The sequence below is a fragment of the Sphingobacterium alkalisoli genome (genome assembly GCF_005049105.1).
In the GTDB taxonomy this organism is placed as follows: domain Bacteria; phylum Bacteroidota; class Bacteroidia; order Sphingobacteriales; family Sphingobacteriaceae; genus Sphingobacterium; species Sphingobacterium alkalisoli.
The window spans coordinates 12,251-26,761 of the sequence record NZ_SUKA01000013.1; the positions used below are offsets into that span (position 1 = coordinate 12,251).

A 14,511-nucleotide genomic window follows, 5' to 3' on the forward strand; every position below is an offset into this window, starting at 1 on the left:
CTTGTACTCAAGTCACACCTGGGGTTCGGCGGAATCTATCAATTGCTTCCGGATTAGCACATGATTGCAATAGTTTGGTAAATCCAAGAATCTACTCCAGAATTATCTACAATTGTAGGGATGAGCATCAAAAGACGATGAAGCTTATTTTGCAGTTTATAAACCTTAAAATAGAGTAAAAATTGCAGTATTGAAACTGCAATTTTTACCTATATTTGCAGTATACAAACAACAATATGCAAACATTACTCCATTTCCAAGATATTTTATTACAAAGTGTAACTAACGAGTTCAGAAGGTACCTCCATGATAAAATCAACTGGAATCAGCATATGATTGGCATTAAAGGCCCTAGGGGCGCCGGTAAGACAACGCTGTTATTGCAGCATCTCAAATACGGCCTAGGCCCCCTCAAAGAAAATGCTTTGTATATTACGGCGGATCATACTTGGTTTTACAACCACACATTGCTTGATACGGCAATGGAGTGGTATCAACAGGGAGGGTTGGTACTCCTGATCGATGAAGTACATAAATACCCAAACTGGTCGAGAGAACTAAAAAACATTTATGATGGCATCCCTCAGCTGAAGGTAATATTCTCCGCTTCTTCGGCATTGGATATTTATCGTGGGCAGGCAGATCTTAGCCGCCGGGTAATTAGCTACACACTCGCAGGTCTTTCTTTGAGAGAGTATCTGATGTTTACCGGTACTGCTAATTTTCCGACTATATCGCTTCAAGATATAAAGAATCATCATCGTGAAATCGCAGTGGACATTACCTCGAAAATAAGACCTCTTCCTCTTTTTGCCAAATATCTCCAGATAGGATACCTCCCTATTTTCACAGAAGGGGAAAATGAATATTTACCAAAGTTGGAGCAAGTAATAAATGCTGTGGTGGATACGGACTTAGCTTATATTGCCTCTTATAATTCGGGAACAGCAGCGAAGGTAAAAAAGCTGTTGGGCGTCATAGCTGAATCGGCTCCTTTCAAACCTAACATCTCAGCCCTAGCGGGAAAACTTGATATTTCCAGAGATCGAATTTTAGAGTACGTATATCAGCTTTCTGACGCCCGTTTATTGAATGTACTTTCCGTACAAGGAAAAGGTGTATCGAGGTTGCAGAAACCGGATAAAATATTCCTCGAAAACACCAATCTCTCTTACGCTATACATACACAGCCTGACCCAGGAAATATACGGGAAACTTTTATGCTGAATCAGCTAATCAATGCCGAATTGCAGGTATCCGAACCGGAGACAGGTGATTTTCTCGTTAATGATATTCATGTTGAAGTGGGCGGTAAAAACAAGACTTCAAAACAGGTACGGAATACAGACACTTACCTCATAGCCGCCGACGATATTGAGACAGGCTTCGGTACAAAGGTGCCGTTATGGCTGTTCGGGTTTTTGTATTAATGTTACAAGATATGGGCTAAAATCTGTAAAAGTTATCTTATCCTTCTTTACTTGAAGACTACCGTTTTACAGGAGAAAATAACGAAAGTACTCGGGCAACCAGAAGCTATACGTGTATGGAACAAACGACGCACGCCCCTGCCGATGACTGCCGTAAATACAGCAATACTCTCTACGGGAACTTCATAGCGGTCTAAAATCCTGTAGTGGTACTGGAAAATTCGAAATGCGTATTAGTGTTGGTAATCCAGCTACTCTATAAGCTCTCCATGGTAAAAAAATCTTCGCTCACGTGCCACCCTATTGGGAAATGGTCCGATGAGACAGATCTTTGCCAGATGCCCTTTGGATACTGCGAATAGATCCGTATCTTTATACTTGTGACTAATGTTCTTTTTTAAAGGCATTACGCGATGAACAATCACCTAATACAATGAATATTAGTTACGTATTAAAGTATAATCGAAAATAAAATACTTTTTATTAACTATTTGCAATTTTTTTGCCATCTACTAAACAAAATTTGTTTGATATTTAATAGAAACGTAATAATTTACGACAATGGCGGCTTATGACCTTAAGGATGATGGTGAGTTAATAGCGCTACTTGTAGCTGGTGACCGGTCTGCATTTACGGAGATATTCAACCGCTATAACAAGTTGCTGTATAGTCATGTATTAAATAAAATCCGTGATGAGGACGCGGCAGAGGATTTAGTGCAGGATATCTTTGTGGTCTTATGGGAAAAGCGTAGCCTTGTTAAAAATATCAACTTATCAGGCTATCTGTTTACCATGACGCGCAATCGTATCCTTAATATGTTAAGCCATAGTAAGATCGTATCCGATTATGCCTCTACTATCAAGAACTATGAGCAGCCGTCTTATCCTAAAACAGACGAACTGATTCGGGAGAAACAGCTCTCAGCTATTATCGAATCAGAAATCAATGCCCTACCACCACGTATGCGCGAGGTATTTGTGTTAAGCCGGTATAAACACCTCAGTAATAAAGAAATCGCGGCTAGGCTGGGCCTATCTGAACATACGGTAGCGGACCAGATAAAGAAATCCCTGAAGACACTCCGCTTTAGGATCGGTGTCCGAATTCTTATCACCTGCACGCTTACTTTTTAATTTTTTTTAATTTCATATCCCCGATTCACTTCTCTGAACTGTTATGTTAATATTAAGTCCGTATTGACTTTATATTATGGATAGAAAGAACGAACAAGAAATTTTACAACGTTATCGCGAGGGACGTTGTTCAGAATCTGAATTGAGGCAGCTTGACGCCTGGTATGACAGTTGGAATATGGAGGACCGTCTCTTGTTAACCGAGGTGCAGCTAGAGGAGGCGGAATCCCGCATGCGATCCAAGGTGATGGATCGGGTAGGTTTTAATAACACCCCCAGAAGATTGTGGCGCCGTGTCTCCATTGCGGCAGCAGCTGCAGTTGTTGTGACAGCAGTAGGTATAGGGATTTATCATAACCTTGGTGAGCCGTTACCTGACAAAACAGATCGAGCGATGAGTTATGTGCATGACATAGCTCCAGGGAAAAATATCGCTACCCTTACCTTGCCCAATGGTGAAGTGGTCTCGCTCAGTGATAAAAAGGATGCCGTAGTTATCGATGCCTCGGCATTAAGTTATGGCGATGGAACAAAAATCAGTAACACTACCACAAAGGATGCGCTAGCCTATGAGCGCACTTCGTTACATACGATCACAACTCCACGAGGAGGACAATATCAGGTAATTCTGTCTGATGGAACTAAAGTCTGGCTCAATGCCGCTTCATCCATAAAGTTTCCGGCATCTTTTGCCGGCGCTAAGCACCGGCGCATAGAAATTTCCGGAGAGGCATATCTTGAAGTTGCTAAAGACAAAGAGCATCCGTTTATTGTGGCTTCAGGTACACAGGAGATCGAGGTCTTGGGAACACACTTCAACGTTAACGATTATTCAGACGAAACTGTCGCACAGACCACACTGATCGAAGGGTCCGTGCGTGTCAGACCATTGCATACAGCGAATGCTAACGGTGCTAAAAAAGTATTAAAACCGGGACAAAAGTCGCTAATAACTGGACAGGAGATAGTCGTAAGAACGGCAAATATCAACGAAGTAATCGCGTGGAAAGAAGGTGACTTTAGGTTTGTGGACCAAAGTGTGCCGGATATTATGAAGCAGTTAGCGAGATGGTATGATGTCGATATTGTTTATCTGGGAGATGTATCGGACGTAAAACTTAACGCCTCGATATCCAGGGGCAGGAATGTAAGCCAAATACTCAACATGATGGAAAAAACAGGGGAAGTTCATTTTAAAATAGAAGGGAGGAAGATCATAGTGACAAAATAACTACCATATACTAAAAAAGCCAACTCCCTTTAGCAAGCGGGAATTGGCTGTCAGTTTAACCTAATTTAAATAATTGAATCAACAAACAACAACAAAAAGCCTCAGCTTCGAAACAATGGCTTTATGTGTAATCAAACCAACTACTAAATGTATAAATTTTATAGGAAACTATTGCTAATTATGCGACTCACCACCATAATATTTATAATATCATTGATGCAGGTCAGTGCTGCCAGCATGGCCCAGCATATTTCTTTATCAGAGAAAAACGCACCGTTGTCACGTATTTTTGAGAAAATCAAAGCACAGGCTGGTGTAGATTTCATCGTCTCTACCGACGTGCTCAAAACGACTAAGCCCATTTCTATAGAAGTGCACAACGTGCAGCTCCATGATGTGCTAAAGACAATTTTTAAAGGTCAGCAGCTTGATTACGTTGTTGAAGATAAATTTGTCGTGGTGAGCAGAAAGAAGGTAGCGCTGCGCGAGGATGTGCCCACGATGGTAGTTCCAGTTTCTCAGGATATTACCGTCTCGGGTCGTGTAGTAGACTCCAAAGGAGCGCCGCTATTAGGTGCGACGGTGACGATCAAAGGTACGCAACGTAGGGTATTGACCAGTAGTACAGGGGACTTTGTTATCCAGAACGTGGATGAAAGGGCTATACTGGTGATCACTTTTACAGGATATGCCAAACAAGAGGTAAAGGCTGTCCAATCGTTGGGTATGATAACGATGCAAATAGATGTCGACGATCTAGAAGAGGTGATGGTATCGGTTAATACAGGATATCAGAAAATAAAGCCTGAGCATAGTACGGGAGCTATTGCACAGATTACCACCAAAGAGTTTGAATCCAGAATAAGCAGCAACTTTCTGGATGGACTGGTGAATCGTATGCCCGGCCTGATGATCAATAACGATGTAACCTTCAACAGTACAGTCCCTGGGCAGGGGCAGTCGAGCCGTCCGTTATTCAATATCCGGGGGATTTCGACCATGTCGGCTAACCAAAGCCCCCTTATTGTAGTTGATGGCTACCCCACTGAGCTCACATTGGATATGATAGATCCGAATGAAATTGCTTCGGTAACCATATTAAAAGATGCTGCAGCGGCGACCGTATATGGTGTGCGGGCATCGAATGGCGTCATGGTTATTCAAAGAAAACAAGCCGATGTGGGCGCACCGAGATTTAATTTTAGAACGACGTGGGGATTGAGACCGGAAGAAAATTATAGCCGCTATCGCTGGGCCCCGAATGCATCGGAGCTTAATGCAAATTATGTACGAGAAAGACAGAATCTCAATATTGCTCCCTCCACATGGGCAACTTTATTTAACCCTGGTGTAGGTAATATCAGACGTTCTATTCCTTTCTATATACAGGCACAACTTGCTGCAGGTATTATTTCACCAGAGCAAGCGGAAAACTCATTTGCGGAACTAGCCGCCTATGATAACCTAAGTGACTATAATCGGTTGTTTTTAAGAACAGCGCTTACGCAAACGCATACCTTCAACGTATCGGGGGGCTCTCCTAGTGCATTGTACTATATAACGGCCAACTACACCGGTAATCGCAATAATGAAATTAACAATGGCGATAGCAGATTATTACTAACTGGTCGCACTACGCTTAGGCTCTCCAAAAAATTGAGCCTAGAGCTTACCACAGAATACCAAAATCAAACTTTCAAGTCAGCCCCTATACCAGGACCTTCCGAATATGCTGGCTATGAGCGTTATGTAGATGAAAACGGCAATCCTGCTGCCATCATCTCGGCAAGCTTTGCACCGGTCTATAATAGTTATATTATGTCACGGGGCTTATTAGATCAAAATTATTATCCCCTGGCTGAGGCAAATTCTGTGAGTGATAAGACGCAGACACTGAATTATAAGACTATTGCCAATTTTACCTACAATCTTGGAAAGGGCTTTAATCTGCTATTTGGTGGCGTGTACGAAACTTCCCGATCAGAGTATAGACACCTCGCAAATGAGGGGTCTGCAGAAGTAAATGCCTGGGTAAATAATTATACCGTTACGGCGGGGACATTTAAAAGAAATCTTCCAAACGGAGCTTTTCTGCGCCAGCAAAACGCCAGTTCAACGGGGTATACCGCACGTGCACAGCTTAACTACGACAAGCAGATTGGCAATCATTCTTTCAACGGGATAGCAGGTTTTGAGGTACGGAGCGTTCTGGATAAAGGAAATTTAGCGTCTTATTTTGGGTATAATGACCAAAGCTTACTTCAACAGCCGGTGGATTATGCATCGATATTTACGGGTTCCTCTGCTGTAAGGGGTACGTTGGTTACCTCTAATACGCTTGGTTCTTTAAACAGCTTCTTTGATCAGATGTATAACGAAGACCGGTATTTATCGGCCTTTTCAAATCTTGTCTATTCGTATAAAAATAAATATGCTTTATCCGGAAGTATTCGTATAGATCAGTCTAACCTCTTTGGTACAGATCCGAAATATAAATACAAACCGCTATGGTCATTAGGCGCTGGATGGAACATTCATAAAGAGAGTTTTATGGATGATATTTATTGGTTGAACCAATTAAAATTGCGCGGAGCGTTTGGCTTTAACGGAAATGTGGCCAAATTATCATTACCTCAGGTAATTGCTACATCGCAGAACAACCTTTCAAATACCCCTACGCTAACCTCGTTGGTGTTATCTTCTAATGCCAATAGTGGACTGCGCTGGGAAACGACTGAGAATTTTAATCTGGGACTTGATTTTACTGTTTTTAAGAACGTTAGCGGTAGCTTTGAATATTACACCAAGAAAACGAGTGATGTCATGGGGTCCTCGCGGGTTGATCCAACACTGGGAGCAGGTTCACCAACGTTGGGTGCAGGTTTAGCCCTCGTTAATTTTGCCACCATCCGAAACAACGGTCTGGAACTAAGTGTAAAGGCCGATTGGATTTCCAAAAGTAATTTTAACTGGAATACGGGAATCGTAGTTGCCAAAAACGACAGTAAGGTGTTAGATGTTTTCAGAACAGGCCGATACGATCCGCAAGCGCTCGATGCACTCGGATATGTTAACGGGTATCCCGTTGGCGCTATGTTCTCCTACAATATGACAGGATTAAATAATGAGGGCCACCCCATCATCGTCGATCTAGAAGGAACAGAGTATGTGGTGAATACCAGTTCTACAGGCCAACCGCTGACCACTGCCATGTCGAATGAAGCTTCCGGTCTTGTACAGTATTCCGGAACAACGCTGCCAAGTATCAATGCTGGATTGAGCAACCGAATCGATGTAGGCAACTTCTATTTTTTCGCGATGATTAACTACTACGGTGGATTTAAAGTAAGAGTTCCAAGACCCACCCCATCCGATAACCGTCCTTTGGAGGGCGCGGGGAATTACTGGAGGGTTCCTGGCGACGAGCTGAAAACAGACATCCCGAACCTACTGGATTTGATTGCGACAAATCCAAGTTGGGCGTATCGCTATAACAGCAATTATGTCGTAAACGGTGATTACCTGACCATTGGTGACATTACGGTTTCCTATCGCCTAAATGACCTTAATTTTATTAAAAAGGCAGGCTTTAGAAACTTTGAAATCAAAGCGCAGGCTTCCAACCTATATACAGTAGGTTTCAACCGCTATAATTTTAGTATGGCGACAAAAAGTTATGCGAAGTCTTATGTCACGCCTACCTATACTCTTGGTTTGTTCACTAATTTTTAAAATTGTCCTAATGAAGAAATTTAAATATATAGCTACCGTACTGTTACTCTGTTTTGTGGTTCTGAGCAGCTGCGACAGATACCTGGATATTGAACCCAAGGGTAGACAATTACTCAAAACAACCGATGATTTCGATCAGTGGTTGAACAGCCAAACACTGACTGCAGAAACACCAGCAGATAATATCCTGAACTTTATGACGGATAACATCGATTTGCCTAATATTGGTAATCCGCCGACTACACTTGCAGAATTGATCTACACCTGGGCCCCGCAGTTTACAACGGATTTGAATGAGAATACATACCTATGGGGTGAGCACTATCAACGTATCAATCTTTTTAATACCGTGTTGTTAGGTATTGATGGTGCAGAAGGCGGAACTCCAACACAGAAAAGAAATCTAAGAGCAGAAGCTTTATTGGGGCGTGCGCACTCCTATTTCTATTTGGTCAATGAGTATGGTAAGCCGTTCAACCCGGCAACAGCATCATCCGATCCTGCTGTACCTTACATTACATCTGATGATGTGAGCCAGACGGTACCGCCTAGGTCAAGTGTGGCCGAAATCTATCAGCACATCATTGATGATATTACTACGGCCATTCCTGATCTACCAACGGACAACAGTAATGCACGTTTCCGCGGTTCTAAAGCTGCTGCCTATAGTGTATTGGCGAGAGTTTATTTATACCGAAGGGAGTACGACGAAGCGCGCCGTTATGCCGAGTTGGCGCTAGACAATACGCAGGCAAACATGATTGATTTCACCAACTCCGCTACATTCCCAACAACCACCAATGTCGTATCACATCCCGACGTTATTTATGGAAGATCATCTATCGCTTTAGGCCTGGCGTTATCGCAGGATCTAAAAGACATCTTTGCGGGCAACGATGCGAGACGAACGGTATTCTATTATAATTTTGCCAGTCCTGCCAGAGGAGGAACCTTGTTTTATGCAGCTGCCATAACACCGGTATTCCAATTAACCAATTCGGGTACGACAGTCCAGGAGATGCATCTAATTGCAGCCGAAGGCGCGGTTAGAGCAAACGATCTGACAGAAGCCCTTTCGCATTTAAACATCGTACGTACCAATCGGTATACCGGTAATAGCCGCACATTTGATTCAACCGATCAGGAGGTGGTTTTGAATGAGGTATTGAATGAGAGGCGACGTGAATTCCCTTTTCATGGCTTACGTTGGTTTGATATGCGGCGTCTGGATATGGAAGACAGAATGCCTACCGTAACGCGTACAAATGCACAGAATGAGGTGATTGCTACATTGGAACCAAAAAGTAGTAAATATACGTTGCAGATACCTGTACAAGTGACCGTTTATAATCCTGACATCGTACAAAATCCTTAAAAAAATGAAGAAACTCACATTTAATATATTGGCAATAGGTTTTTTTGTACTATTGCTTGCAGCTTGTAAAAAAGACGAGTCCAGACGCGAGATGCTTACAGAAGGGCGTATAACTTTTGATCTGCCTACATCTTCGGATGTCGTACAGCAAAACCTAGATATCAAAGAAGTGTCTTTGCTTAGTATGGAAATGAAAGCAGCCCTATTAGGGGGCACATCTGCAGATCCGCATTACGTTACTTTCGCGCCGGATACCACTAAAATTGCTGCCTATAGGGAAAAGTATGGTAGCGCAGCGCTGCTACTTCCATCGTTGAATTATCTGTTTTACAAATCGACGGTAGCGATCAATGCGGGTAGCAACGTGTCAGAATCCGCCGTATTAAACCTTAGCTTCCAAAATCTGTTGAGACCGCAAAGTACCTATGTGCTTCCTTTAGCGATAACAGCTGTGGACGGAATCATACAGGATCCCGGTACGCGGAAGGTCGTGTATTATGTCTTTAATACGGGAGATGCCCTTTATGTAGACCATGCCGGGCTTACGGTGACAGCTACTGCCAGTTCCACGGCCGGAGCAAATACGGCAAGCAGAGCAATTGATCCAAATACGGGTACTACCTATTGGGCGAGTGCCACATCCGGCGTCTTCCCGCAGTCCCTCAACATAGATTATGCGCGGGAAGTGAGCTTTTCGGGAGTTGATATATTCTACCCTACGAGTGTCAATATAAATTACGCTACGTTAGGAGGAGACCCAACTTCTGTAAAGGTAGAAACAAGTGTCGACAACAGCACATGGATAGATCAGGGTACCTATAGCGTAGATATTAGAAACACGGCTAGAAAGCACACGATGAATTTACCTTCCCAGACCACAGCAAGGTATGTACGGGTCACCGTTTTGGATGCAGCCCCTTACGTATCAGGTACGCTGACTTTTAGCGTTGTGCTAGTGAGTGGAATTATGTTAAGAAATTAAACTATTAATTTGAAAGTCATGAATATTAAACTAATTGTAGCCTTGCTGCTCCTGCCATTTATGGCGGCAGCACAAGGAAGTTATACGATCAAGGGAAAGTTACCTGCGCTAAAAGAGGCGGCTAAGGTGTACCTTGTTTTATTGAAAAACGGAGCATGGACAGAAGTAGATTCTGTCGTGGTTAACAAGGGTAAGTTCCAGTTCAGCGGTACAGTCGAAGAGCCCCAAAATGCCATTTTGACGTTAAAGCGGCATAGTACCGCGGGATCTAGTCGTCATCGCGATTCAAAAGATTTTTTTATAGAAAATTCTGCGATTACCGTCGTAGGGACGGACTCCATCCGTACCGCAGAAGTAAAGGGTTCGATCAGCGACATCCAGAATCGGCAGCGCGAAGCGTTGATGAAACCGGTCACCGCACAAATCGTTAAATTACAAGATGTATATGGAGCCAAAGATGCAGCAGGCGAATATATTAAGCCGCTGGAAGAACGTAAGATGGCGGCAGATAGCATCCAAAAGCTAGTCGCAAAAAACAAAGAGATCAACTGGACCTTTGCAGAAAGTCATTTAGATTCCTTTATGGGGCTACATACATTCTACCTGTCTGTACTGGATAGCAAGTTTGACCCAGCGGTCGTGGAACCGTTATTCCATCGGTTTTCGGATGAGCTGAAGTCTTCGCCATTAGGCTTACGTACCGTAGAGAAAATAGAAGTCGGCAAGCGACGCCAGACAGGCATGAAAGCAACAGACTTTACTCAAAATGACGTAAATGGCAAGCCTTTTACACTTTCTTCGTTACGAGGTAAGTATGTATTGGTTGACTTTTGGGCCAGCTGGTGTGCCCCCTGCCGGGCTGAAAATCCATTCCTTGTGAAGGCATACAATGAGCTAGAAGGTAAGAACTTCGAAATTGTGGGCGTATCGCTTGACTATCCGGGCAGCGAAGCGGCATGGCAAGGGGCAATCGAAAACGACGGCCTGCCATGGATTCACGTGAGCGACCTGAAGGGATGGAAAAACGAAGTCGCTGTGATGTACGGCATCAACTCGGTACCTCAGAACCTATTAATCGATCCTAACGGGATGATCATAGCCAAGAACCTTAGAGGAGAGGCGCTATCGCAAAAATTGAAGGAACTTATTAAATAAAAGAGAATGATCGCTATTAAAAATATCATTACAGCATTATTGATGCTCATAGCCGCCAGCAGCATGGCGCAAGACAAGTTTGAAATAAAAGGTCGTCTTTCCGGGGTGAAGAATGCGGGCAAAGTAATTCTCACGTATGTAGACGGCCAAGGAAAAAGTGCAAGGGATAGTTCGTTGTTAAAAAATGGTCAGTTTATGTTTAAAGGCACCACTGCTTTTGGTAATAAAGCCCAGCTCGCATTAGTGCCGCTAGAGCGAGACAGTACGCAAAAAAGAACTATGCCAGACTATCAGCAATTTTACCTTGAAAAAGGAAAGTATAAGGTGGTGGCTACTGATAGTCTGACGAAAGCACGTATCACCGGTACACAGGCACAGTCCGATTTCAATGCATATAATTTACGCACTGCGGATCTGTTGGCACAGTTCAAGGATATTTCGGATCGGTTCTCAAAAGTTTATTATGCCAAAGTAAAAGATACGGTCGCTATAAAGGCAATCCAGGCGGAAGCCCGCCCGGTACATGCACGAATTGAGGCAGTTTTAGACTCTTTTATTTTCAGCCATCCCGATTCGTACGTTACACTGGACCTGATCCTTGACAATAAAACGGCTGTAATAGACCCTGCCACATTTGGCAAATATTACGATCTACTCAGTGAGCGGGTATTGGCCAGCTTCAATGGTCAGAAACTAACGCAGAAGTATGATAAGGCGAAGAATATCGCTATCGGAAAAGCGGTAGACTTTGAACAGCCCGATATTGAAGGCAACACCTTTAAACTGTCTTCTTTAAAGGGCAAATATGTATTGGTAGATTTCTGGGCAAGCTGGTGTGCGCCCTGTCGTGCCGAGAACCCACATTTACTAAAGACTTACAACGAGTTGAAAGATAAGAATTTTGAAATTGTGGGCGTATCGCTTGACGAAAGTAAGGCTGCATGGCTTAAGGCTGTAGAGCAGGACGGTATGCCATGGATACAGGTTAGCGACCTTAAAGGGTTTAAAACTGATATCGCTGTTAAATACGGTATTACCGCTATCCCACAGAATTTTCTGATCAATCCCGAAGGCGTCATTATTGCCAAAGATCTTAGAGGCGAAAATGTCAATAAGATGATTGCGTCTTATATGAAGTAAGCAAAAATAAAATGTACGCCTGCCTAGGTGTATGGATTATACCACCGTGGTGCCCATTGTACTACGGTGGTAAACACAGATTGGCTTCCTTCGGAGCTGCCTCGAGGTCGTCATCCTTCCTTACAATGACGCGTTTTTTGTGGGTATGCATTTTTGCGATGCCAAAATATCTTGCCTTCGTGCTTTTAAACCATAAGTTTGTACTGTATATTTGTAAGACGGATGGTCAACAATAATCACACTGATGAAAAGTTTTTACTGCTTCGATTGAAAAACAGTGATGAGCGTGCATTTGAAATCCTATACAATAACTATAAAGTTCGGATTGCAGGAAATTTGTTTAAATTACTGAAATCTGACGATCTGGTTAAAGAAATACTGCAGGAACTCTTTGTCAAAATATGGGAAGTGCGAACACAGATTGATCCCGAAAAATCTTTTAAATCTTATCTATTCCGTATAGCGGAGAACCTGGTACATGATTATTTTCGAAAAGTAGCAAAAGACAAACGTCTATTGAATAAAATAGTCGCTTCGAGCTCAGAGCTCTATCTTCATATTGAGGAGGATATGCTGACTAAAGAAGATGCTCAAAAATTGCATGAGGCCATAAACCTGATGCCCCCTCAGCGCAAAATGGTCTTTACCCTTTGTAAATTAGAAGGGAAATCTTACAAAGAGGTGGAGGAGATTATGGGGATCAATGTTAAAACCATTAGCAGTCATATGCTGCAAGCAAACAGATTTCTAAGGACCTATTTTAGAGATTCTTCTGCTCTCACCATTTCTGTAGTTCTAGGTGTTTTATTCAAAGGCCTATGATTTTGACTGTTGTTAATAAAAATTAATTGTTAATTTTTTATTAACAGACTAAGGATTTTTTTACTTAGCTCCGTATTAGCTGTAAAAATTGAGCCGTGGAATCATCTGATCAACTTCGTATTCTATTTAATAAATACCTCCAAAACTTGTGTAGTCTTGAAGAAACACAGCGTTTGATGGATTATTTTGAACAAGACGAAGATAAGGATCGGTTAAAAGACCTCATCATCGACGTTCTAGAAATTCAGGACGAGCGCTATGAAACCAATCCTGCCATTGCCGAAGTATTAGCAAAGGTTGACCGGGATTTGTTCATTCAGATTCAAGAAACACCGTCAACCATACCGGACCGTAAAAATAAAACACTTAAACTCTGGTTTAAAATTGCCACTGTTGCTGCATCGTTGGTCTTAATATCTATAGGGATTTATTTTTTCAATCACAGATCAGTAACTCCTTCGGCTATTGTCAAGGTTGAAGAACAGGAAATTAATCCAGGCGACTTTGGCGCTACACTTACCATGGCAAATGGCAAGAAGATTAGCTTAGCCAGTGTATCCAAAGGAGAAATAGCCAGAGAATCGGGAATCGTCATTACAAAAACAGATGATGGTAGACTGATGTACCAAATTGATGAAAAGTTATCTGATCCAAATGCCATTAACACTTTGTCGACGGCTCGTGGAGAAACATACCAGGTGACTTTGCCTGATGGTTCTCGTGTTTATCTTAATGCCGCTTCAAGCCTCACCTATTCAGCCTCCCTGCTTCAAAACGGAAAACGTGTGGTTAAACTGATTGGCGAGGGATATTTTGAAGTAGCAAAGGATAAACGACACCCATTTATTGTAAAAACAAATAAGCAGGAAATAGAAGTATTGGGCACACATTTTAACATCAGCAGTTATACAGATGATGAAGTAGAAAAAACTACCCTATTAGAAGGAAGTGTGAAATTATCTGCATTGGGTAATTCCAAACTATTAAAACCTGGGCAACAGGCCAAGCTGTCTGGTGGTAAAATAGCGATTGTTGAAACGGATGCTGATCTGGCAGTTGCCTGGAAGAACAACGAGTTTGTCGTTGAAAGTGAGCACATTGAAGCCATCATGAAAATGATCGAACGTTGGTATAATGTTGAGGTCATCTACATCGGCGAAAAAACCAAGGAACGATTCAGCGGCAAGGTATCAAGGTTTGATAATCTGTCAAAAGTGCTTGAAATCGTAGAATCAACAGGTGAGGCACATTTTGATATCAAAGGACGAACCGTATATGTATCAAAATAAACTAAAATATGAATTAACTGAATACTAACCTTAAATTCAACCAGATGAAAAGAAAACTACACTAGCTGAAGAGCAATGAAACGAAACCAGGCCCCGACTTGCCATCAGGACCTGGCAGAAGTTTGGAACATTCAATTAAAAATCAACGTTAAACTGCAGTCCTCCTTACGGTCCAACGCAAAAGAGGCTGCTTAACCAAACTGACAACTAATGTATCA

General features: G+C 42.5%; 10 protein-coding genes. All 10 read left to right on the forward strand.

Annotated features, from left to right (window positions below; translation table 11 throughout):
• Positions 1-236 precede the first annotated feature (236 nt).
• The 10 genes from FAZ19_RS23335 (at position 237) to FAZ19_RS23380 (ending at position 14,293) form a co-directional block, all read left to right on the forward strand.
• Positions 237-1,430, forward strand: a complete 1,194-nt coding sequence (locus FAZ19_RS23335; protein WP_136823193.1) for an ATP-binding protein — start codon at positions 237-239, stop codon at positions 1,428-1,430.
• 561 nt (positions 1,431-1,991) lie between these two features.
• Entirely contained in the window at positions 1,992-2,567 is a 576-nt protein-coding gene (locus tag FAZ19_RS23340; RefSeq protein ID WP_136823194.1) for an RNA polymerase sigma-70 factor, read from the forward strand.
• 76 nt (positions 2,568-2,643) lie between these two features.
• Entirely contained in the window at positions 2,644-3,798 is a 1,155-nt protein-coding gene (locus tag FAZ19_RS23345; RefSeq protein ID WP_136823195.1) for a FecR family protein, read from the forward strand.
• Positions 3,799-4,014: 216 nt separating this feature from the next.
• Positions 4,015-7,530: a SusC/RagA family TonB-linked outer membrane protein gene (locus FAZ19_RS23350; protein ID WP_229707692.1), complete on the forward strand. Its 3,516-nt coding sequence runs from the start codon at positions 4,015-4,017 to the stop codon at positions 7,528-7,530.
• A 10-nt stretch (positions 7,531-7,540) separates the two neighbouring features.
• Positions 7,541-8,905, forward strand: coding sequence for a RagB/SusD family nutrient uptake outer membrane protein (locus tag FAZ19_RS23355; protein WP_136823197.1), 1,365 nt, complete (start codon positions 7,541-7,543; stop codon positions 8,903-8,905).
• A gap of 4 nt (positions 8,906-8,909) precedes the next feature.
• Positions 8,910-9,887, forward strand: coding sequence for a discoidin domain-containing protein (locus tag FAZ19_RS23360; RefSeq protein ID WP_136823198.1), 978 nt, complete (start codon positions 8,910-8,912; stop codon positions 9,885-9,887).
• Positions 9,888-9,905: 18 nt separating this feature from the next.
• The gene (locus FAZ19_RS23365; protein WP_136823199.1) at positions 9,906-11,042 is read left to right on the forward strand and encodes a TlpA disulfide reductase family protein; all 1,137 of its coding nucleotides are present in this window, start codon (positions 9,906-9,908) and stop codon (positions 11,040-11,042) included.
• Positions 11,043-11,048: 6 nt separating this feature from the next.
• Positions 11,049-12,182: a TlpA disulfide reductase family protein gene (locus FAZ19_RS23370; RefSeq protein ID WP_229707693.1), complete on the forward strand. Its 1,134-nt coding sequence runs from the start codon at positions 11,049-11,051 to the stop codon at positions 12,180-12,182.
• A 222-nt stretch (positions 12,183-12,404) separates the two neighbouring features.
• Positions 12,405-13,004: an RNA polymerase sigma factor gene (locus tag FAZ19_RS23375; protein ID WP_136823200.1), complete on the forward strand. Its 600-nt coding sequence runs from the start codon at positions 12,405-12,407 to the stop codon at positions 13,002-13,004.
• A gap of 95 nt (positions 13,005-13,099) precedes the next feature.
• Positions 13,100-14,293: a FecR family protein gene (locus FAZ19_RS23380; protein WP_136823201.1), complete on the forward strand. Its 1,194-nt coding sequence runs from the start codon at positions 13,100-13,102 to the stop codon at positions 14,291-14,293.
• Positions 14,294-14,511: the final 218 nt, after the last annotated feature.